Source organism: Aristophania sp. ESL1142 (genome assembly GCF_058107345.1).
Genome location: NZ_JBYLUH010000001.1, coordinates 701,456 through 721,927 on the forward strand (window position 1 = coordinate 701,456; position 20,472 = coordinate 721,927).

Below are 20,472 nucleotides of genomic sequence, written 5' to 3' on the forward strand. Positions count from 1 at the left end.
GGTTTTACGGTTTATCATGGGAGGATACCTTATTTCATTACGCTCTATAATCCTTCCTGTCGTCTTATGCGTTTTTGCCTTGAGTGGATGTATGTGGGTTGGGCCTGCACGGATGCAGAATGACCAGCTTGCCTATACGCGCGCTCTGGGTGAGACGCAGAAACGCGAAATGCTGCTGAACATTGTTAGGCGCCGTTATGCAGACCCTCCAACATTTCTTGATACGACCCAGGTGATTGCTGGTTATAGTTTCTCCCGGAGTGTGTCTGGTGGGTATTATGGATACCCTGCCTCAGCGGTCAGTAATTACCTTTTCGGGCAGGGTTCAATGTCCCTGGCGGAAAACCCGACTATTACCTACCAGCCCCTGACAGGACAACAATATGCTGAGAATGTGGTGCGGCCCATCCCCCCGAGTGTGATCATGCCATTATGTCTGGGAGGGATGTCGATTGATACGTTGCTGCGTCTGACCGCGCAGTCAATTGATGGTCTTTCTAATGTCAGAGGGCTTGGTGCCGGTCCTTTTGGAGGAGGGTCCGTGCGGTTTTATCTTTTGCTGCATGACTTAAAACAGCTCCAGCTTGCTGGTGCCATGACTGTGCGGATTTCAAGTGAGGAGGTTATGTCTGAAGAGGTCTCTGATAAAAAGAAAAAAGGAGGCCGGTCAGGAGAAGATTCTCATATTCAGAAAAGTGAGCATGTCTATCTAGTTCTTGCAAGCACGTCTGATAACAGGCTTCTTGCCATTCAGGCAGAAATCAGGCGCCTTTTGCATCTTCCAGCCCAGATGCAGGAGGCCGAGATTGTGTATGGTCCTTATCCGAAAAGACCGGGTCAGATTGCGATTCTAACACGTTCTATGCTCGCAATGCTCACGCAGCTTTCCTATGAAATGGAAGTGCCCGATGAAGATGTTAAATCAGGCCGGACGCCACCGACAATCGGGCAGATTGGTATTGAAACACGACCGGAAGTTGTCATTCATTCCGGCAAGCATGTCCCTGATGAGACTTATACTGCCGTTCATTATAAAAAGCGGTGGTACTGGATTGATGAGACGGATTTCCAGAGTAAAGAGGCTTTTACAATGGTGCAGGTTATCAGCGCACTTGCAGCCACCACGCATAGTGGTGGTGCTATTGTAACAATTCCGACAGGTGGTTGAGATTACGATGACCCAAACAGACAAGCCCTGTATTTTACAGATTCTACCTGATCTTGATGCAGGTGGTGTTGAACAAGGCACCCTCGATATGGCTGAGGCCATTGTCAGAGCAGGAGGGCGTGCCCTCGTTGTAAGTGGAGGGGGCCGTCTTCTGCCTCGTTTACGCTACGTTGGTGGTGAGCATATTACCTTGAAGCTGGATAAAACTGCCTCCCCTTTCATATACAGCCATCGCGTAAAGCAGGTGCGGGCAATCTGCCGGGATTATGGTGTTGATCTGATTCATGCCCGCTCACGTTATCCGGCCTGGATTGCCGGACGTGTTGCTCGGAAAGAAAAAATTCCTTTGGTGACGACATGGCATGGTGTCCACGAAAGCCGCACGTTTCTTAAGAAATTTTATAATTCAGCTCTTGTTAAAGGGAAGCGTGTTATTGCCGTCTCCCAGCATATTACAGAAAGGATAAAACAGACTTACAAGGGAGTGGAGGAGCGTCTTCGCCTGGTTCCTCGGGGGTGTGATCCTTCTCTCTATAACCCTGCCTCAGTTACCGGGCCACGTGTGCAGGCATTGATTGAACAATGGTACCTGCCTGAAGGGTGCCGCATTATCCTTATGGCCGGGCGTCTGACGCCCTGGAAGGGGCAGAGTTTTCTCATTGAAGCATTATCGGGGCTGGGTGAGGAACTAGGAGAAGACTGGGTCTGCGTTTTTGCCGGAGCAGAAACAAAAGCTGATTTTTCCCGCAAGCTTTCAATGCAGGCACGCAAAGCAGGGCTGGAAGATCATTTACGTTTTGTCGGTAATTGCTCGGATATGCCAGCAGCATACGCACTGGCTGATCTGGTGGTGGTGCCGTCTTTGAAGCCAGAGCCTTTTGGCCGTGTTGCCATTGAAGCCCAGATGATGGGCAGGCCGGTGATCGGCACAAGAGAGGGAGGTTTGGCTGAGACGATTATTGACGGGCAGACTGGTATTTTAATCCCTCCAGGTGATGTGTGTGCTTTGCAAAAAGCGATCATGGTCATGCTGAATGCTGATAAAGCCGCCCTTGAAGAGGTTTCTTACGCGGCACGTAATCATGCTTTGTTGTCTTTTACTAAAGAGCGCATGCAGTTTGCGACATTGCAGATTTATGATGAGTTACTGGGCACGGATATGGCTGAATGTTTTAGGGTTTCTACACCGGATATGGTCAATGCTGAAAACCTGTCTTAATTTCTTAATTAGAGATTCGTCTGATTATTTAAGCTAGGGAGGATTCCATGAAAATCGCTGTCCTGACATTTGAGGGGTTTAATGAACTGGATTCATTTATTGCGGCCGGTATTTTAAATCGTATGGCCATCAAAAGGATGGGCGGCTTATATTACGTCTCCGACAGAGCAGGTTACATCTATGAATGGTGTGACAGTCCAGCGGCAAAAGCCTCTGGAGTTTATTGCTGAGGCAGATGCTGTTCTCTTTGGCAGTGGCAGTAAAACCCGTGAAATTGCAGCAGATAAGGCTTTAATGGCACGTCTGAACTGCAACCCGGAGCGTCAGTTGATTGCAGCTCAATGTTCGGGAACTTTGTTACTGGCCAGGCTTGGATTCATTGGCAATGTGCCGGCCTGCACTGATTTATTGACAAAACCCTGGGTTGAAGAAGCTGGGGTTGATGTCATTAATGCTCCGTTTACGGCGCAAGGTTCTGTAGCAACGGCAGGCGGTTGTCTTGCTTCCCAGTATCTTGCTTATTGGCTTATTGCACGGGGTGCATCCTTGAAAGATGCGGAAGAGGCCCTTTTCTATGTTGCGCCAGTAGGGGAGAAGGAACAATATCTTGCCCAGGCAAGAAAAGTTGTGGGGCCTTTCTTGACTGAAGAAAAGGAGTAGCCATCTTTCAGAGACCAGTATCCAGAGGGATATAATTTCTTCATGGCTGCCATGACGTAAGCATATGGTCTTATATGGTTGGTTCTCCCGAAGAGCCGTGTTAGAGGGGCGTTGTCGATTTATGCGTATTATTGAGGCTTTCTTACGCTGATGAAAAAACAAACAATCCTCAAGGAAGAGGCTCAGAGGCAGCTTGAAGAGCGTCTTGAGCGGGAAGCGAAGGCGTTAAGAGCCAATCTCTTGCGTCGCAAACAGCAAAAACGTCTGCGGCCCGATGAGTCTGAGGCACTTCCAGGCTGTCCGCAGGATACGACTTCTTGATGGCAAGGCATCATGTGCCTTTGCCTTCCCGGCAGGAAGTTGCCCTTGCCATCATAACGATGTTCTGGGGTGGCACTTATTATGTGCTTCATCTTGCTTTGCAGACCAGTGGCCCCTTCTTTTTTGTTGCAATACGTTTTTTGGTCGCTGCCGTTATTGTGATGCTTCTGACGGGCAAACGCTGTCTGATCGGCATTACCAAGCGGGAGATGATAAATGGCTCCCTGATCGGGCTTTCTCTTGTTTGTGGTTATTTACTACAGCTCAAGGGTATGGAGACAATCAGCTCTAGCCGTTCAGCATTTCTAACGGCGCTTTATGTGCCGTTAGTGCCGCTGATGCAATGGATTTTCTTACGTAAGCGTCCTCATGCGATGAGCCTTTTGGGGCTGACGTTGGCTTTTACAGGATTGATCTTTCTCGCAGGGCCCCAGGGAGGTACAATTTCAATCAGCCATGGTGATATGCTTACGATTCTGGCGACGTTTGCATTTGCTATTGAGATATTACTGATCAGTGTCTGTGCAGTCGGAGCGGATAGTCGCCGTATTACGATTGTTCAGCTGGTTGCAGGCGGAATTGTCGCTTTTATTGGTATGCCGCTTGCTGGAGAGCATATTCCTTCTTTCTCCTGGGGATGGGTCTCATGCGCGCTGGCGATGGGATTATTAAGTGCTGCAGTTCAGCTCGTTATGAACTGGGCTCAGAAATCCGTTCCCGCGACAAAGGCCACAGTGATTTATTCAACAGAGCCGATATGGGGTGGACTGATTGGTCATTTCATGGGAGAGGCTCTGTCTTCAACCACGCTGCTAGGGGCTTTTCTGATTATTTGTGGGGTGATTTCAAGTGAATTACGCCCTCGGCGTTTATGGTTGCGTCGTACATTCAGAGGTGCTGCTGTGCGCCCCAGAATGCCGGCTATGGGGGATTTGTGGGTTCGGTACCCGGAAGAGGTCTGGCCGAAACCTGTTCATAAATCCTCTGCAACTAAGGTTTCGATAACAGCTTCATCACCTTCGTCAAAACATTAGCTTTTTGTCTAGGTGATTGCGCTATCTCTCATGAACGGCTAAGCGGATTAAAGCTGTTTAGAGAGGAGAGATAACGTGCCTATTATGCCAGATCATTGGATTCGACGTATGGCGCAGGAGGAAGGGATGATTGAGCCTTTCGTCGAGGCGCAGAAACGCGAGGGAGTGATTTCCTATGGCCTCTCTTCTTATGGTTATGATGCCAGGGTAGCCGATGAGTTTCACATTTTTACGGATGTGGATAATGCTGTCGTTGATCCAAAGAATTTCACGGCGAATAGTTTTGTAACGCGTCGGGGGGATATAACCATTCCGCCCAATAGTTTTGCTCTGGCTCATACTATTGAATATTTCCGGATTCCTCGTGATACGTTGGTGGTCTGCCTTGGTAAATCAACTTATGCACGCTGCGGGATCATCGTGAATGTCACACCGCTTGAGCCTGAGTGGGAAGGACAGGTGACGATTGAAATCAGCAATACAACGCCGCTCCCTGCACGTATTTATGCAAATGAAGGCATCTGCCAGTTTCTCTTTTTCCAAGGGGCTAGCCCTTGCGAAGTTAGCTATGCCGATCGTGCCGGGAAATATATGCGCCAGTCAGGTGTGACACCTCCTCGTTTGTAAAGGTCAGGTTGTGAGCTATTTTACGATAGAAGGGGGAAATCCCTTACGGGGCGAAATCATTATCAGTGGTGCCAAGAATTCCGGCTTGAAACTGATGGTGGCTTCGCTTTTGACGGCGGAGCCTCTCACGCTTCATAATGTTCCAAATATTGATGATATTGAGACAATGTGCACCCTGCTGGCGACTTTGGGGAAAACGGTCAGTAAGGATGAAGAAGCTCATAGTCTCGTTATCGAGGGGCCTATCTGCTCGGTAGAAGCGCCCTATGATATCGTCTCTAAGATGCGTGCTTCTATCCTGGTGCTGGGGCCACTTCTAGCTCGTGCAGGCGAGGCAAGGGTGTCATTACCAGGCGGGTGTGCGATAGGGACACGCCCTGTGGATTTGCATCTTAAAGGTCTTGAGGTAATGGGTGCAGAAATCACCCTTGAAAATGGCTATATTAATGCAACAGCACCCAGAGGCTTACATGGCGGACGGATTATTCTACCTTTTGCAAGTGTTGGGGCCACTGAAAACCTGTTGATGGCGGCATGTCTTGCACAGGGGAAAACAGAAATTATCAATGCAGCCCGTGAGCCGGAAATTGTTGATCTGGTCTCTTGTCTTAAAGCAATGGGTGCGCGAATTACGGGCGAATCAAGCGGGAATCTGGTTATTGAAGGGGTGCCTGCATTGCATGGCGCTGAATATAGCGTGATGCCTGACCGCATAGAATGTGGCACTTATGCCTGTGCTGCGGCCATTACCGGGGGTGATCTCCTGCTTAAAGGGGGACGGTTGATTGACCAAGAAGCTGTGATGGGGGCCTTGCAGAAAATGGGGGCCGAGGTGAAGGAAGATGCGCAGGGTCTGCGCGTGTCTTCATCGGGGAAACTCATTGGCATTGACCTGATGACAGAACCTTACCCCGGGTTTCCAACAGATATGCAGGCCCAGTTCATGGCTCTTTTAGCAGTATCAGAAGGTGCCGCTATGATGACTGAAACGATTTTTGAAAATCGTTTCATGCATGTGCCAGAGTTAAATCGTATGGGGGCTAATATCCATATTCAGGGTCGGTCAGCGATTATCCGTGGCGTTTCCAGATTATCTGGTGCACCTGTTATGGCGACTGATCTGCGGGCGTCTTTTTCTCTGATTCTTGCGGGGTTGGTGGCTGAAGGCACGACCGAACTGCATCGCATTTATCATCTTGACCGTGGTTATGAAAAAGTTGAGCGCAAACTTGCTGCCTGTGGAGGGGCAATCAGACGGATAAACGGAGCCGATTAAAAACTTTTCAGTTGCTCTATCAATGAGGAGACATCTTCTATCACAGAATAAAAACAGCTGACTTCAGAAGAGGCGAACCCTTGTGCAATCGTGGCTTTTAACAAAGTCAGAAGAGGGTCAGCCCATTGCTGGGTATTGAGGATCAGGATCGGTTTTTCGTGAATGCCTAGCTGACGGTTGACCAGCACCTCCATAAATTCATCAAATGTGCCAAAACCACCTGGCAGGATGATATAGGCGTCGCCCTCTTCAAAGAGGGCTTTTTTGCGTGCCGGCATATCCGCAACGACTTCGAGGTCTGTCAGCCCTCCCTGACGTAGTTCCTGTTCCTCCAGAAAATTTGTCGTAATGCCTCTTACGTGACCGCCAGCTTCAAGCGCAGCTCGAGCAACGGCTCCCATCATGCCAGTCCCGCCGCCTCCATAAATAAGGGTCATATTTTCGTTTGCTATAGCAGTTCCTAGTTCCGTTGCGGCTTGCTGATAGGCAGGGTCAAGGCCATCGCGTGAGCCACAAAATACAGTACAATTTTGAATCGTCATAATTAAGTACCTCAATATAATACAAAATGAAAAATCAAACGGATTTATAGTTCTTAAGTGCTTGGAGATTCTTCAATACCACTACCCGGAAGGCGTGAAAGAAAAGTTGTCAGAAATATCCCGCTTAGGCAAAGAGTTCCGACAATGGCGAACATGACGTTCCAGCCTGCTTCAATCTGGATAAAGCCCATAAGAGGGCCAACAAGGAAAATGGTTAAGTCCGTGAAAACTGAATAGGCAGCTAGAAGAATGCCACTATATTCTGGTCCTCCTGTTCTGACGGCCATAGTTCCCAGTGCCGGGAAAAGCAGGGAAAAGCCAGCTCCTGATAAGGCAGCACCGATTGTCGCTCCTGTTTCAGTATGGATGGTGCAAAAAATGACCATTGCGAGTGTCGCGACAAGAAGAGATGCAAAAGCGACGGGTATGCCACCACGCTTATCAATCTGAGAGGCAAAAAGAAGCCGACCTAGAATAAACATAAGAGAAAAAATGCCAAAAGCAAGGCCGATATGAGACCAGTGATTAACACTGAAATAAAGTGCAAGAAAACTGCTGATTGTGCCGAAGGAAAATGACCCTGCGGCAAGTCCAGCGCCATATGGAAGTACTTTACGTAAAGCATGGAGAAGGGACATATCAGCGCCTTTCTTCACCGGTAAAGGTTTTATTCCTTCATAGAAGCAGAGAAGGGTTACAAGCCCGGTTCCCGCTAGAAGGGCAGACGTGATCCCAACGGGGAGAAGTGGTATATGTGGGTCAAAATAACTCAGATATTTTCCGATGATGACGCCGATAGCAATACCTGCATAAGAGGTTACACCATTCCAGGAAATTGCCACCGAGATATGGGGCCTGCCAACGCGGCGTATATTCCATGTTGTGACAGAAGTGGCAGTCCAGCTTTCTCCCCAACCTAAGAATAAACGACTTAATAAGGCAATAGATAAAGCTATGTAACGCACGTTTGCAGATAGAGGAAACATGCCGGCAATCAAGGCTGCCAGGCACATGAACAAGCCTGAGAGAATGGTAGCAGAAAGCCCGTAGCTTAATATTTTTTTTGGTCCGTAACGGTCTACAAGAAAGCCAGAGACAAGACGGGTGCTGAATGTGCCTAGATATTGCAGGGAGAGGACCATCCCTGCAATGGCTGTGCTGAACCCTAATATATCATGAACGAACAAGGCCCCGATCACGGCATTGGGAAGACCGATGATAAGATAGACAAGAAAATTAAAAATAACGACAGGGATAACCTTTAAGGTAGGAGACCCTGTAAGAGGCTCTTCTGTCAAAATAGGTGATGACATGAAATATCGTTCCGTAATCTATAGCCTCTGACCTGATTTCAGGTAGATTGCTGACGATCTTTAGAGGAAGAAAGCTTTGAGAGGAAGGGCGACATTCTGGTATTAAGAAAAGGGAAGAGAAGTGGGGAGATCAATGGGAATAGGGTATTGGTAGAGGATATAACGTGCATTCTGTTAAATACTCTGGGTGATTGCACGTTTTGTAAGTGAGATATGATTTAATAGAGGGAAGGATATTATGACATGACTTCTGAAGATCAGGAAGACCTGCTTAACAAAGCCCGTGAGGAAGCTGGTTTTAAAATTTTATCTTCCCGTCTGGCTTATAAGAACCCCTGGACGGCTGTCCGTGAGGACATCATTATTCATCCTAGTGGTAAAAAAGGGCTTTATGGTGTTGTGGAACGGGGCACATTTGCTGTGATTATGCCGCTCCATGCCAATGGAAATGTGACTCTTGTTCAGCAGTTTCGCTATCCTGTCGGCAAACGTCTCTGGGAGTTTCCTATGGGGATGTGGGAGACGAAAAAAGACGTCAAGGCTGAGGAACTAGCTTTGGGAGAGCTTCAGGAAGAAACCGGTTTGCTGGCAAAAGAGCTGATTCCCGCAGGTGAGCTTTATCAGGGTGCTGGCTATTCAACACAAAAGGGGTATGTTTTTTTAGCGCGTGATCTTGTGCGGGGTGAAGCCGCACGTGAAGAGACGGAATCTGATATGATCGTGCGGGATCTCCCCCTGTCAGAATTTGAAGCGATGATCAGAAATGGAGAGCTGACCTGTATGGTCACAATTGCCGCCTTTGCCCTGATCAGGGCGCGTGGTCTGGTCTGATTTCCTGAATTCATACAGAGTGGAAGAAAGGGGCGAGCCTTCTATGGTGCGCACCATCATAAAGCTGGCTCTTCTGACAATAGGGCTTTTATTACTGCCTCTGTTGCTCTGGCATGTGCCGATCGTACAGGAGTATTTGTCTCATGTCCGTCACTGGCAGGAGACCCCCTGGGGATGGTTCTGGTTCTGCCTGTTTGCCATAATTTATTGCAGTTTCGGACTTTCCCGTCAGGCCTTATGTTTTGCTGGGGGACTTGGGTTTGGGTTGGGGCGAGGGCTTTTATTGTGCACACTGGCCTATGAAGCGGGAGCATGTCTGACTTATTTATGGGCCAGATTATTGGGGCGTTGCTTTTTTCAAAGGAGTGAGGTCCAACAGAAAACAAAGCTGTATCAAATGGCTGATTTTTGCCGTAATTCGCCCTTCTGGTCCGTGCTGACCTTGCGTCTTTTACCTGTCGGTTCAGCTTTGCTGGTTTCAGCAGCAGCCGGTATGGCAGAGCTTTCTTTCTGGAGGTTTGCTGCCGCAACACTAATTGGCGGGTTGCCACAGAGTTTTATATTTACCCTGATGGGCGCCGGAACGTCTCTGGGGCATTTTAATGAAATCCTGCTGGCAGTTTTATTATTCCTTTTTTCATCTTTGTCAGGATGGTTTGGTCTGAGGCGTTTCCAGCAGAGGCAGGTATTTCTAAAAAAGACTTCATTTCAATCCGACACATAGAACTGGTAAGTGATATTGGGGGTCTTGCCTGAAGGAAATTATAGATGACGCTGACGCATTTGCATGTGGAAAGAACAGAAGATGGTGACGTAAAAGAGGGGACCCTCCCTTTGTGGTTTCCCATTCTTCTGGGAAGTCTGACTGCTGTTGCGCCGGTTTCTACCGATATTTATCTGCCGGCTCTCCCGGAGATTGAACATCAGCTCCATACCCATCCCGGTGCTGGCAGCCTGACCATGACGGCATGGGTTGCAGGGCTGGCTTTGGGGCAGATCAGTATTGGCCCGATTGTTGATCGTTTTGGCCGTCGTTGGCCGCTTATTATCTGCACGATCGCTTATGCTCTGGCCGGGATTGGGTGTGCCCTGTCACAAACACTGGCCCAACTCTGTTTTTTTCGTGTTGTTGCGGCCCTTGTGGGGGCAGCGAGTCTGGTCGTTCCCAATGCCTGCATCCGTGACGTGGTTTCAGGCGATGCCATGTCACGTGTCATGTCACGCCTGATTATCATTCAGGGGATTGTCCCGATGCTGGCCCCGGCAATGGGGGGCTTTCTGCTGCAATATATGAGCTGGCGAGGGATCTTCTGGGGTACGGCTATTTATGGTGCTCTGAGTGCGCTTGCCGTTATCCTGTTTCTGCCAGACACGCTGCCAACCCATTTCCGGCGTGAGTTGAAGGTTGGCATTGTTCTTCAACGTTATATGACGATTATAAGTGACCCAAGTTTTTTCTTTACCGGGATTGTCTGGATGATGCAGGGGATGGTTGTCTTTACCTATCTGACAGCAGCTCCTTTCCTGTTTGAGGATGTTTTTGGCCTCAGCCCTTTCCATTATGGTATGCTGTTCGGGATTTTTGCTGTCTGTATGATCGGGGCATCTCAGGTGAACGCTTATATGTTACGCTTCTTCCATAGTAACACTTTATTAAAAGCGGTTCTTGGGATGGCTGTACTGTCCGGACTGATCTTTATTGGTGTCGCCATCTGGTCCGCCTTTGATCTGGATTCTTTAGGGCATCTTAAGGCGGTTTATTTCTGGCCTTTGACAATTTCCATGGTCCTGACCTTGGCGCCAGGAGGTGCTGTTGGGCCTAATGCTGCGGCGATTGCGCTGTCTCGTCAGGCGCAGAATGCGGGGTCAGCCGCAGCGTTGGGAGGAACTGGGTTTTATGTCTTTGGTATTCTGGCGACATATGCCTTTACCTGTTTCCCTTTAGGAACGGCGATTCCAATGGCGGGGATATTGCTCTTGGCAGATGTGGTGATGTTGGGTTTTGTCTTTGCCGGAGAGGTTAGAAACCGGCGTCAAACCCTCTCGGGGAATGTCCAGAAGAAGCGTTAAGTAGGTGAAATAGTGAAAATTCTGCTTGTCGAGGATGAAGAAATCATTGCCCTTATGGTGCAATCAGCCTTGAAGAAGGAAGGCTATCAGGTTTTATCCTGTTCTGACGCGCAGGAGGCTCTGAGGCTTGCGGAAAATGAAACGATTTCACTCCTGGTGAGCGATGTTAATCTGCCTGGCATGATGAATGGTATCGCCCTTGCTGAAAACGTGAGAAAGATATTCCCCTCATTGCCGGTCATTTTGGCATCAGGGAGTTATGACGGCACGCAAACGGTTCATGAAGGGCTGAAGGCTTTCTTATTACCTAAGCCTTTTCGTAAATCGGAGCTGATTGAAATGGTCCAACGGCTTTTGCAGTTCCCTTCATAAAAGGAAGGGGTTGAGCCTTTGGGCGGGCTTGCGTACATAGAAAACTCTTGCGTCAGATACGTTACGATTTGAGGAATTTTTTGCCATGTCTTTTCAGGAACCAGCCCCGATTGATCTTAAAAAATATATTCGGACAGTGCCGGATTTCCCTAAAAAAGGGATTCTGTTTTACGATATTTCAACTTTGATCAATAATGCAGAAGGTTGGCAGATTGCGACCGGGCGTCTGGCACAGGCAGTCGCGCGTATGAGTCCTGACAGTCTGGCGGGAATTGAAAGCCGTGGTTTTTTGACAGCGGCACCGCTTGCTATGCGTTTGGGATGTGGTTTTTCAATGTTGCGTAAACCCGGTAAATTACCGGGCAAAACAGTTTCATATCAATATGGCCTGGAATATGGTCAGGACGAACTTCATATTCAGGAAAATGCTGTCAGACCAGGGGAGCGCGTTGTTGTTCTTGATGACCTTCTTGCGACAGGGGGTACGCTGGCAGCGTCTATCGAGCTTCTGCGTAAAGTCGGTGCTGAAGTTGTTGGTGCAGCTGTGATGATCGAGCTGTCTTTTCTGAAAGGCCGTGAGAAAATAGACGTGCCCGTTACATCACTTATGACGTACGAGGCATAAGCCTATGAAAAAAGCCTCGCTTTTTTATGGTCCTGACATCAATAAACTCTGGCAGGAGCGTTATCGCCAGAAAGCCCCTGCTGGTCTTGTCGGTAATGAGACAATAAGAGGTCTGCTTTCTCATCAGAGTGTGCGTGACTATAAATCTGACCCTCTGCCAGAGGGGATGATTGAAGCGGGGCTTGCGGCGGCATCTTCTGCGGCGACTTCCTGTAACCTGCAAAACTGGTCTGTGATCGTCGTTACAGACCAGCAGAAACGCGACAGGCTGGCAGAACTTGCCGGTAATCAGGAATTTATCAAACAGGCCCCTGTTTTTCTGGCATGGATTGTTGATCATTCCCGTCTGGCCCGTCTGGCCCGTCTGGCCCGTCTGGCTGAGCAGGAAGACCTCGCCCAAACTGCATTGGATTATGAGGAATCACACCTCATGGCGGTGCTTGACGTGGGATTGGCGGCACAAAATGCGACAGTAGCGTTTGAATCGATGGGGCTTGGTACGGTCTATATCGGTGGGTTGCGCAATCATGTTGAAGAAGTCGCGCAGCTTCTGGGCCTTCCCCTGCGTGCTTATGCGGTTGTTGGATTATGTGTCGGATACCCTGCCGAAGAGGTTACACGTCATATCAAACCCCGTTTGAGTCAGAACGTAGTTGTGCATAAGAATTATTACCAGACTGAGGGCGAAAAAGACCATATCACAGATTATGATCAGAAAGCAGATGCTTATCAAAAAGAGCAGGGTCTGCCTTCTCGGCGCTGGTCACAGACTGTTGCAGAGCGTGTTTCCAGCATTAAGGGGCTGGGCGGGCGGCATGTCATAAAAGATGTTCTGCATAAACGCGGTTTTCCATTGCAATAAAATCTCCTCGCCTTTGTTTTATTCTGTAAAGAGATGAGAAGTGATATGTCTCTTCCTGTTGAAGATGTCTTGCCTGCACTTCTTGACATGCTTGATAAAGCCTCAAATCTTGTCTTGATGGCCCCTCCGGGAGCAGGGAAGACAACGCTTGTGCCTCCCTGCCTTTTAGAAGCAGATCCTGCTTGGCTCGCGGGCAGGAAGATTATCCTGATAGAACCACGCCGAGTTGCTGTCAGGGGGGCTGCTTTTTATATGGCGCAGCAGAGGGGAGAAAAACCGGGAAGGGTTATAGGGTACCGTACAAGGCTGGATCAGGCTGTTTCTTCACAGACACGTATTGAGGTTTTGACTGAGGGTATGTTTCTAAGGCAGCTCCTTATGAACCCCTTGCTGGATGATGTTGGTATTGTTATTTTTGATGAAGTTCATGAGCGTTCTCTTGATTGCGATGCGGGACTTGCTTTCTGCCTTGATCTTCAAAAAAATTTCCGCCCGGAATTAAGGGTGCTGGCAATGTCTGCAACCCTGGATACGGAGCTTTTTACCAGTTTCCTACAAGCGCCTCTGCTTGAAAGTCAGGGGCGTTCTTACCCTGTTTCTGTTGATCACCGGCATGATATTGCTGATTTACGTGATCTGCCGAAATTATGTGCTAGAGTTATTCATGAAGCATGGGAGGCAGAAGAAGGCTCTATTCTGGTTTTTCTGCCAGGGATTGGTGAAATCAGGCATGTTGCGTTGCTTCTTGATGCCAGACTGCCTGTAAGTCTGCTTTATGGCGAGCAGCCTGTTGAAGAACAGCAGAAAGTACTTGCAACAGACCAGGCTCGTCATATTGTTCTGGCAACGTCTATTGCAGAAACTTCCGTGACAGTGCCCGGGGTAAGGGTTGTTATTGATGGCGGGTGGCGCCGTAGCCCTGAGCGTGATTCCGTTACAGGTCTGCCAGTATTGAAGACGCACCGTATTTCCCGTGCGACAAGTGAACAAAGGGCAGGCCGTGCGGGCCGCCAGGGTCCGGGGAAAACTGTGAGATTATGGTCAGAAGCAACACAGCGCCGCCTTTCTCTACAGGATATTCCCGAGATCAGGGAAGCTGACCTGAGTTCCCTTGCGCTCCTGATGGCCCGGTGGCGTGAAGTTATGGGGACAGTGCCTGAGGATCTGGAATTCATCGAACGCCCTCCTGCCGGAAATCTATCATTGGCACTGGAGCTTTTAAGAATGTTGGGTGCCGTTAATGATAAGGGCCTCTTGACATCTCTTGGGCAGAAAATGTCAGAAATCGGGGCGCATCCCCGTCTGGCAGCCATATTATGTGCTGCACGTAATGAAGCAGAGAAGGTCACAGCTGCTTCGCTTGTTGCCTTACTCGAAGAACGCGATCCTTTTAGGCGTGGCGATCATAGGGCAGAAATTACATCAGATATAAGGCAGTGTCTGGTTCTTTTTGGACGTGACAATCATTTTGTACCTGCTTTTTTGCGGGATCATCTCAAAAGAATGGCCTATCGTTATGGGCGGCGTCTTGGATTGAAACAGGTTGATTTTTCCCTGATTGATGGAGAGACCGTTCCATTTCTGCTGGCTGCCGGTTTCCCTGACAGGTTGGCACAGCAATCCGGTGCGCAGGGGCGTTATCGACTGGCTTCCGGGGGGAGTGCCCATCTTTCTCTTGGTGACCCTCTTTCAAAAGAGAGTTTATTGCTAGCTCTTGGTGTGCATAAAAAACGCTCTCATGAAATTACACTTTCTGTGCCAGTTCAGGCTGATAAACTCCCTGTTGCCTTGCGTAATGTCATAACCGAGCAACGTGAATTAAGCTGTGACTCCCAGACTGGACGATTATGGTCGCGTGTGCGTATCCGGATTGGATCAGTCATTCTACAGGATAAAAATCTCCCAGCAGAACCTGAAGAGTCAGCTCAATTTCTTTTGGAGCGTGCATTAAATGAGCTTTCCCTTTTAGGGTGGAGCGAGCAAGCGCGTCAGCTACAGGCGCGTCTCTTATGGGCCCGTCATCTTTTAAAACCAGAATGGCCAGATCTTTCAGATCAAGCGTTATCTGAAGAAGGTGAATGGCTTCGTCCATGGCTGATAGGGTTAAATAGTCTCTCTCAGCTTAAAGGGATTGATATGGTGGTTCTGTTCCAGAGCTTTCTTTCTTACGAAGACCGTCAGTTTCTCGAGAAAAATTTTCCTGCTCATCTCACTTTGAAAGGTAGAGATTTTCATATCGACTATACAGGCGCAGCGCCTACGATTTCGGCCAGGGCACAGTTTTTCTATGGTTTGACGTCTTTGCCGTTGCTGGCTCAGGGAAAGATTTCTCTACAGGCAATCTTTTTATCTCCCGCCAATAGACCACAGGCCATTACGTCTGACCTTGAAGCTTTCTGGAAAAATGGCTGGCTGGATTTACGTAAAGATATGAGAGGGCGTTATCCTAAACATGACTGGCCGGAAAATCCGTCCTGAAAGGGTATTAATGGCAGGATGTTATGCCCAATAAATTGTTAATAATTGTTTGTAAAAACAGGATTAACAGAAAATAACGAAGATATTTTACCGCTTAGCATTGTGATGGTTTGGTGCTATTATTACACCCTATTTTATTTTTAGAATGCTTTTGGCCGTGTTAGGCAAAAGGCCATTATATCGGGAATATTAACCATGAAGCGGTTTGTACAGGCAGCTCTGATTTCCGCTTTGACAGGCGGTCTTTCAGCTGGGGCTGTATGTACAGTTTTCTTGACTTATAGTGAAACCCCTTCTGTTTCAGGAACTCCTAATTCACAATCTTCTTTAAAAGAACATTTTTTTCATCATCATCAGCCTCCTGTGCCGATCTCGGCGCCACTTGTCAGGCCAACAGTGCCTGCCAGTTCTGTTATGACATCAGCAGAGACGAAAAAGCCAGAGCCCGAAAAGACGCCGGCTACCGTGCCTGGCATGAGTATGATGGCAGATCTGCCAAGTTTTGCACCACTTGTCAGACAGGTTATTCCAGCGGTGGTGAATATCTCTATTTCCCGCAATCCTGCTGATAGGGAAAAGCCGTCCAGGTCGGTTCCTGCTCCTTCTGAAAAATCGTCTGCTGCTGATGGTAATAAAGGGCTGCAGAAGGCTCAAAGACAGGAGAGGAAAGCGTCTTCTGGTCATCTTAAGAGATTACATAAAAAAATGCGTCATTCTTCTCGCCGCAGGATTGTCAGACCAGCAGAGGACGATATGACGGGGGCTGGTTCAGGTTTCATTGTTGACCCTTCCGGGCTGATTGTTACGAATCGCCATGTTATCGGCGGGGCAACTCGTGTAACTGTTTCTCTCTCTGATGGGCGTAGCCTGCCTGCGCATTTATTGGGGAGTGACCCCATGACAGATATTGCAGTTATCAAGGTCGATGCTGATACGCCTTTGCCCTGTGTCACGTGGGGGGATAGCCGTCAGGTTGAGATAGGGGACTGGATTTTGGTTGCAGGAAATCCGTTTGGTTTTGGTTCTTCTGTAACAGCAGGAATTATTTCGGCTGTAGGGCGTGATCTTGGAATCGGTGCCATGGATGATTTCATACAGCTTGATGCACCTATTAATCCCGGTAATTCAGGGGGGCCTTCTTTTAATCTTCATGGACAGGTCATTGCGGTAAATGCGGCGATTGCATCACCCAGTGATGGTTCCGTGGGGATCGGATTTGGAATCCCTGCGGAAATCGTCGCCCCCGTTGTGGAGCAGATTGAAAAAACAGGCCATGTTGATCATGGCTGGTTGGGGGTTACATTAAATGACACGAATGTTCCCATGATTGTTGAAGATGTCGATCATGACGGCCCTGCCTGGCAGGGAGGATTGCGTAAAAAAGATGCCATTCTGGCCATGGGTAAAGTACAGGTAAAGGACGCCCGCACAGTTTTAAGAAGTGTTGCTGCGGCTCTTCCCGGCACGATTTTCGTTTTTACGATTAAACGTAATAATGAAGAAAAGACGCTTTCCATCACTTTAGGAAAGCGCCCTCTGTCGGACTAATAAAAGCCCTTATTATTATGGGTTATCAAGTCGGGCCTGGGCCATAACAGTTACAGTAACTGACTGGTCTTCAGGCGTACTCTGGGGGGCAGAAGCAGTATTTTCCACAGAACGTGAGAGCATCATTGTCATAGGATGCGGGCCCATATGGTTGGGCATTCCGCCAGTATGAACCATGACACGGTCCAGTTTGATGAATTTCAGACCCAGGTCCCGTGCGTCTGATTCAGCCTGTGTCCGTACTTTCTGCAAAGCTTCAGTCCGGGCCTTCTGTTCAAGTTTATGGCGTGTCTGAGAGTCGAGGGACCAGGTAAAATTATCAATATTTAAGCCAATTTTTTGTAATTTCTCGGCATAAGAAAGTAATTTCTGGCTGTCTGTCCCACTGATTTTGATATTTTGGCGCGCACTCCAATGCGCTGGACCTTTTGGGCTATATTCCTGTGAAATGGAATAATTGCCTATTATGGTCTTGATATCACCTTGTTCTGAAAGGGTTTTAATAGCTTCATCAACCAATTGATTCAGTTTGAGCTGGGCGGAGATGGGGGAGCTGTTTTCCTTGCGTGCTTCGAACTCAATAGTAAGTTTCGTTGGTTTTGCATGAGCCACACCTTTTGTCATGAAAGCCAATTTGACCCCTTTTTCAGGAGGGGGCGGCGCTGTTTCAGCGGGGTCAGCCTTGGCGGATGGGACACTTGAAAAAACAAAGGCAAAGCTGCCAAGGGCAAATATTGAGGCTGCTTTAAGCCTGGAACGATGTCTGACAGGTAAGAGAGTCATAAAATATCTCCATATTTGAGGTCAGGTTTACTATAAAGGGGATGGTCTAAATAGAAATATTCTCTCCATACCCTTCTGGTTATCTAAATTTTATTATGAGATCTTTTGGTTTTTTATCAAGTAAATATAATATTTATAAAATTTAATTAAGTATAATCGTTAATTAATATTAATTTTTTGAAAATATAACTCTAGTTTTTTAATGGATGACTGTTTTTGTCGTAATTTTTAAGTAGGACAAGAGCACGTCTTAAGCGCTCAATGCCTCCTCTTATATGACCCTCAGTGCAGAGCTCGAGTCCTCTGCGTTGTAACAGGTGGGCATCTTCCATAACGCCAACAGGGATACTATGAGGATGAAGCAGTTTGCGTGTTAAAGCGCGGTCCAGTCTCAGGCAGTAATCAAGCCTGTCACTCGTCACTTCCAGTCCCTTTGATGAGTCATTTTCCTGCGGTTGCATGAGGGTATCGGCGTAGGCGTAGTGAAGAGGCGGTTCTATAAAAAGAGCTGTAAAGAGAGCGAATATGAAAAATGCCTCGACGAAGCTCATCGTTTTTTCTGAAGATATTTTGGGAAAATAAAGGAAAAACATATTTTTTTTCATAAAATGATTAATCTTTCAGAGGAAGAGTCAAGGTTACAGCCAAACCAGGATTTTCATTGCGTAATGTTAATTTCCCCTTGTGAAGCTCCATAATTGCCTGCACAAGCGAGAGCCCTAATCCCGACCCAGGAGTATGGCGAGCCGTTTCCGCACGGAAAAAGCGTTCATGGGCACGGGCAATATCTTTTTCGGCCATCCCGGTCCCCTGATCTCGTACTGTAATCGTAACCTTACCGGTAAAAGTCTCATGAGGAGGAAGGAGCTGGGTTTGTAACGTGATTATCCTGCCGGGAGGGGTAAATTTTATGGCATTATCCAACAGATTAGCAATGGCTTGTTGTAAGAGTGACTTATCACCAATAATGGGGGGGAGGGGTGTCATTTCAAGGACAAGTTTCATTCCCGCGTCCTCGGCAGAAGCACTATAAAAATCAGCCATTGTTTCTAAAAGCTGGTTTAGGTCAAGTTCAGCAAAGGCAGCACGCTTGGCCCCAGCCTCAATTTGAGCGATACGCAGTAACGCCTCAAAAATCATTGTGATATGATCGAGGTCGTCAATGGCTGCTGTGACTGCCTGGCGGATTTCTTCTTCCGTTTTTGCATGTTCGATTGCATCTTCCAGGCGTGTTCTGGCGCGTGCAATAGGGGTTCTCAAATCATGGGCAATGGCATTAGAGACCTGTTTGACACCATCCATTAAGCGGTTTATGCGCTCGAGCATTGTGTTGACTGTTTCTGCAACCAGATCGGTTTCACTTCCATTCAGGGCGATGCGGTGGTTAAGGTCTCCACTTGCAAGAGCGCGGGTGGTGCGAGCTATGGAATAGACGACATGCCTGAAAAGACGGCGCACTACAAAGGCACCCCCCAATGCCAGAAGTGAAACCATGAGCGAGCACCAGACAAGTGTTTCTGTAATAATATGGCTGAGTAATGAACGGTCTCGTACGTCATGACCTATAATCAGGCGATATTGTCTGGGTAGGTTATAGGCCCTGAATTTTGCGGTTATTCTGAAGGAATAACGTCTTATGGGGAGTTCGTAATAATGGTCTGTTTTCTGGATTTTTACAGGCCACCCTGGAAGGTTGCCTGCAAGACGACGTCCTTGCCCATCGACTAGAAGATAAAGCGCATCATCATCCACATTTTGATCCAGCCTGTCTTCAATAGCATGAGCAAGAGCATGGGGGCCACCTGCCTGCCAGCGGTGCATGAGATCTGAGGCATCCGTTTCAATGGCTTGTTGTACGTGACGGTTAAAGAGGTTAGCTGTACTCCACCATGTAAAGGAAAGAAACAGTCCTGCTGAAACGATAAAGACCACGCTATAGGCTAATGCAAAATTAACGCCTATTGAACGTATTGGCCAGCGTCGCCAGCGGGGAAGGGAGGACAGAGCCTGATTCATGGGGGCAAATTCATAGCTCAGGCAGTTTTGTCGGGAACACGCAGAATATAACCGGCATTACGTACTGTATGAATCATGGCTTGGGCATAGGGTTTATCGACTTTCTGGCGTAGCCTTGAAACATGAACGTCAATTACATTGGTCTGCGGATCAAAGTGGTAATCCCAGACTTTTTCAAGAAGCATGGTACGGGTGATAACCTGCCCTGCATGACGTGCCAGAAATTCAAGAAGGCGGAATTCACGAGGCTGCAGATCTATTCTTTTACCTTCACGCTTGACTTCCCGGGCCAGGAGATCAAGCTCAAGATCGCCGACAGCGAGTTTTGTTGTCTGGGGGCTGTCGGTCTGACCTCTTCGGCATAAGGCTTCGACCCGGGCGAGTAGTTCTGAAAAAGCAAAAGGTTTCGTGACATAATCGTCGCCTCCGGCCTTCAGACCAGAGACACGTTCATCCACTTCTGCCAGAGCTGAGAGGATTAGGACCGGGGTTTTGTTTTTCTGTCCCCGCAATGTTTCGACAATATTGAGACCATCAATGCCTCCTGGCAGCATACGGTCAAGGATGATGACGTCGTAGACTTCACTGACTGCCAGAAAGAGACCGTCCTTGCCATTATCTGCTTCATCAACAGTATGGCCTGCTTCTTTCAGTCCTTTAGATACGTAGGAGCGTACGGTAGGATCATCTTCGACAAGAAGGATACGCATCGGTCCGAATTCTTTCT

The 20,472-nt window shown here is 48.1% G+C and carries 22 protein-coding genes; 16 read left to right on the forward strand and 6 right to left on the reverse strand.

Annotated features, from left to right (window positions below):
- Positions 1-112 precede the first annotated feature (112 nt).
- The 8 genes from AC3B6P_RS03165 (at position 113) to murA (ending at position 6,305) form a co-directional block, all read left to right on the forward strand.
- Positions 113-1,168: a hypothetical protein gene (locus AC3B6P_RS03165; RefSeq protein ID WP_489805531.1), complete on the forward strand. Its 1,056-nt coding sequence runs from the start codon at positions 113-115 to the stop codon at positions 1,166-1,168.
- Positions 1,169-1,175: 7 nt separating this feature from the next.
- Positions 1,176-2,387, forward strand: a complete 1,212-nt coding sequence (locus AC3B6P_RS03170; protein ID WP_489804684.1) for a glycosyltransferase family 4 protein — start codon at positions 1,176-1,178, stop codon at positions 2,385-2,387.
- A gap of 47 nt (positions 2,388-2,434) precedes the next feature.
- On the forward strand, positions 2,435-2,617 hold the full coding sequence (locus AC3B6P_RS03175) for a hypothetical protein (protein WP_489804685.1): 183 nt from the start codon (positions 2,435-2,437) through the stop codon (positions 2,615-2,617).
- Positions 2,568-3,047, forward strand: coding sequence for a type 1 glutamine amidotransferase family protein (locus tag AC3B6P_RS03180; RefSeq protein WP_489804686.1), 480 nt, complete (start codon positions 2,568-2,570; stop codon positions 3,045-3,047). Before AC3B6P_RS03175 ends, AC3B6P_RS03180 begins: the two co-directional genes overlap by 50 nt.
- A 150-nt stretch (positions 3,048-3,197) precedes the next feature.
- Complete coding sequence (locus tag AC3B6P_RS03185) at positions 3,198-3,368, forward strand: hypothetical protein (RefSeq protein WP_489804687.1); 171 nt, start codon at positions 3,198-3,200, stop codon at positions 3,366-3,368.
- Positions 3,368-4,402 (forward strand): DMT family transporter, encoded by a 1,035-nt coding sequence (locus tag AC3B6P_RS03190; RefSeq protein WP_489804688.1) that lies wholly within the window; start codon positions 3,368-3,370, stop codon positions 4,400-4,402. Before AC3B6P_RS03185 ends, AC3B6P_RS03190 begins: the two co-directional genes overlap by 1 nt.
- Positions 4,403-4,477: 75 nt before the next feature.
- Positions 4,478-5,029, forward strand: coding sequence for a dCTP deaminase (gene dcd / locus AC3B6P_RS03195; RefSeq protein WP_489804689.1), 552 nt, complete (start codon positions 4,478-4,480; stop codon positions 5,027-5,029).
- A 10-nt stretch (positions 5,030-5,039) separates the two neighbouring features.
- Entirely contained in the window at positions 5,040-6,305 is a 1,266-nt protein-coding gene (gene murA, locus AC3B6P_RS03200; RefSeq protein WP_489804690.1) for a UDP-N-acetylglucosamine 1-carboxyvinyltransferase, read from the forward strand.
- Here the strand turns inward: murA and AC3B6P_RS03205 are convergent.
- Positions 6,302-6,847, reverse strand: a complete 546-nt coding sequence (locus AC3B6P_RS03205) for an LOG family protein (protein WP_489804691.1) — start codon at positions 6,845-6,847, stop codon at positions 6,302-6,304. The two genes, murA and AC3B6P_RS03205, sit on opposite strands and share 4 nt — an antisense overlap.
- Before the next feature lie 53 nt (positions 6,848-6,900).
- Complete coding sequence (locus AC3B6P_RS03210) at positions 6,901-8,160, reverse strand: MFS transporter (RefSeq protein ID WP_489804692.1); 1,260 nt, start codon at positions 8,158-8,160, stop codon at positions 6,901-6,903.
- Between the two features lie 243 nt (positions 8,161-8,403).
- Here AC3B6P_RS03210 and AC3B6P_RS03215 point away from each other — a divergent pair, with 243 nt between their 5' ends.
- From AC3B6P_RS03215 to AC3B6P_RS03250, 8 genes are all read left to right on the forward strand, one after another.
- Positions 8,404-8,991 carry an NUDIX domain-containing protein gene (locus AC3B6P_RS03215; protein WP_489804693.1) on the forward strand — a complete coding sequence of 196 codons (588 nt, stop codon included), beginning with the start codon at positions 8,404-8,406 and terminating at the stop codon, positions 8,989-8,991.
- A 43-nt stretch (positions 8,992-9,034) separates the two neighbouring features.
- The gene (locus AC3B6P_RS03220; protein WP_489804694.1) at positions 9,035-9,715 is read left to right on the forward strand and encodes a TVP38/TMEM64 family protein; all 681 of its coding nucleotides are present in this window, start codon (positions 9,035-9,037) and stop codon (positions 9,713-9,715) included.
- 44 nt (positions 9,716-9,759) lie between these two features.
- The gene (locus AC3B6P_RS03225; RefSeq protein WP_489804695.1) at positions 9,760-11,061 is read left to right on the forward strand and encodes a multidrug effflux MFS transporter; all 1,302 of its coding nucleotides are present in this window, start codon (positions 9,760-9,762) and stop codon (positions 11,059-11,061) included.
- A gap of 12 nt (positions 11,062-11,073) precedes the next feature.
- Positions 11,074-11,433 carry a response regulator gene (locus AC3B6P_RS03230; protein WP_489804696.1) on the forward strand — a complete coding sequence of 120 codons (360 nt, stop codon included), beginning with the start codon at positions 11,074-11,076 and terminating at the stop codon, positions 11,431-11,433.
- 85 nt (positions 11,434-11,518) lie between these two features.
- The gene (locus AC3B6P_RS03235) at positions 11,519-12,058 is read left to right on the forward strand and encodes an adenine phosphoribosyltransferase (protein WP_489804697.1); all 540 of its coding nucleotides are present in this window, start codon (positions 11,519-11,521) and stop codon (positions 12,056-12,058) included.
- A gap of 4 nt (positions 12,059-12,062) precedes the next feature.
- On the forward strand, positions 12,063-12,920 hold the full coding sequence (locus AC3B6P_RS03240) for an NADPH-dependent oxidoreductase (protein WP_489804698.1): 858 nt from the start codon (positions 12,063-12,065) through the stop codon (positions 12,918-12,920).
- A gap of 45 nt (positions 12,921-12,965) precedes the next feature.
- Positions 12,966-15,398: an ATP-dependent helicase HrpB gene (gene hrpB, locus AC3B6P_RS03245; RefSeq protein WP_489804699.1), complete on the forward strand. Its 2,433-nt coding sequence runs from the start codon at positions 12,966-12,968 to the stop codon at positions 15,396-15,398.
- A gap of 195 nt (positions 15,399-15,593) precedes the next feature.
- The gene (locus AC3B6P_RS03250) at positions 15,594-16,946 is read left to right on the forward strand and encodes a S1C family serine protease (RefSeq protein ID WP_489804700.1); all 1,353 of its coding nucleotides are present in this window, start codon (positions 15,594-15,596) and stop codon (positions 16,944-16,946) included.
- 15 nt (positions 16,947-16,961) lie between these two features.
- Here AC3B6P_RS03250 and AC3B6P_RS03255 read toward each other — a convergent pair whose 3' ends face one another.
- From AC3B6P_RS03255 to AC3B6P_RS03270, 4 genes are all read right to left on the reverse strand, one after another.
- Positions 16,962-17,729, reverse strand: coding sequence for an SIMPL domain-containing protein (locus AC3B6P_RS03255; RefSeq protein WP_489804701.1), 768 nt, complete (start codon positions 17,727-17,729; stop codon positions 16,962-16,964).
- A 191-nt stretch (positions 17,730-17,920) separates the two neighbouring features.
- Complete coding sequence (locus AC3B6P_RS03260; protein WP_489804702.1) at positions 17,921-18,334, reverse strand: hypothetical protein; 414 nt, start codon at positions 18,332-18,334, stop codon at positions 17,921-17,923.
- Between the two features lie 7 nt (positions 18,335-18,341).
- On the reverse strand, positions 18,342-19,745 hold the full coding sequence (locus tag AC3B6P_RS03265; RefSeq protein WP_489804703.1) for a sensor histidine kinase: 1,404 nt from the start codon (positions 19,743-19,745) through the stop codon (positions 18,342-18,344).
- Between the two features lie 17 nt (positions 19,746-19,762).
- Positions 19,763-20,455 (reverse strand): response regulator transcription factor, encoded by a 693-nt coding sequence (locus AC3B6P_RS03270; RefSeq protein ID WP_489804704.1) that lies wholly within the window; start codon positions 20,453-20,455, stop codon positions 19,763-19,765.
- Positions 20,456-20,472: the final 17 nt, after the last annotated feature.

Bases quoted from the DNA above. Each gene is read 5' to 3' on its own strand.
- AC3B6P_RS03165 (WP_489805531.1), top strand. From the start codon at position 113: ATGCAGAATGACCAGCTTGCCTATACGCGCGCTCTGGGTGAGACGCAG.
- AC3B6P_RS03170 (WP_489804684.1), top strand. From the start codon at position 1,176: ATGACCCAAACAGACAAGCCCTGTATTTTACAGATTCTACCTGATCTT.
- AC3B6P_RS03175 (WP_489804685.1), top strand. From the start codon at position 2,435: ATGAAAATCGCTGTCCTGACATTTGAGGGGTTTAATGAACTGGATTCA.
- AC3B6P_RS03180 (WP_489804686.1), top strand. From the start codon at position 2,568: ATGAATGGTGTGACAGTCCAGCGGCAAAAGCCTCTGGAGTTTATTGCT.
- AC3B6P_RS03185 (WP_489804687.1), top strand. From the start codon at position 3,198: ATGAAAAAACAAACAATCCTCAAGGAAGAGGCTCAGAGGCAGCTTGAA.
- AC3B6P_RS03190 (WP_489804688.1), top strand. From the start codon at position 3,368: ATGGCAAGGCATCATGTGCCTTTGCCTTCCCGGCAGGAAGTTGCCCTT.
- AC3B6P_RS03205 (WP_489804691.1), bottom strand. From the start codon at position 6,847: ATGACGATTCAAAATTGTACTGTATTTTGTGGCTCACGCGATGGCCTT.
- AC3B6P_RS03210 (WP_489804692.1), bottom strand. From the start codon at position 8,160: ATGTCATCACCTATTTTGACAGAAGAGCCTCTTACAGGGTCTCCTACC.
- AC3B6P_RS03215 (WP_489804693.1), top strand. From the start codon at position 8,404: ATGACTTCTGAAGATCAGGAAGACCTGCTTAACAAAGCCCGTGAGGAA.
- AC3B6P_RS03220 (WP_489804694.1), top strand. From the start codon at position 9,035: ATGGTGCGCACCATCATAAAGCTGGCTCTTCTGACAATAGGGCTTTTA.
- AC3B6P_RS03225 (WP_489804695.1), top strand. From the start codon at position 9,760: ATGACGCTGACGCATTTGCATGTGGAAAGAACAGAAGATGGTGACGTA.
- AC3B6P_RS03235 (WP_489804697.1), top strand. From the start codon at position 11,519: ATGTCTTTTCAGGAACCAGCCCCGATTGATCTTAAAAAATATATTCGG.
- AC3B6P_RS03240 (WP_489804698.1), top strand. From the start codon at position 12,063: ATGAAAAAAGCCTCGCTTTTTTATGGTCCTGACATCAATAAACTCTGG.
- hrpB (WP_489804699.1), top strand. From the start codon at position 12,966: ATGTCTCTTCCTGTTGAAGATGTCTTGCCTGCACTTCTTGACATGCTT.
- AC3B6P_RS03250 (WP_489804700.1), top strand. From the start codon at position 15,594: ATGAAGCGGTTTGTACAGGCAGCTCTGATTTCCGCTTTGACAGGCGGT.
- AC3B6P_RS03255 (WP_489804701.1), bottom strand. From the start codon at position 17,729: ATGACTCTCTTACCTGTCAGACATCGTTCCAGGCTTAAAGCAGCCTCA.
- AC3B6P_RS03260 (WP_489804702.1), bottom strand. From the start codon at position 18,334: ATGAAAAAAAATATGTTTTTCCTTTATTTTCCCAAAATATCTTCAGAA.
- AC3B6P_RS03265 (WP_489804703.1), bottom strand. From the start codon at position 19,745: ATGAATCAGGCTCTGTCCTCCCTTCCCCGCTGGCGACGCTGGCCAATA.
- AC3B6P_RS03270 (WP_489804704.1), bottom strand. From the start codon at position 20,455: ATGCGTATCCTTCTTGTCGAAGATGATCCTACCGTACGCTCCTACGTA.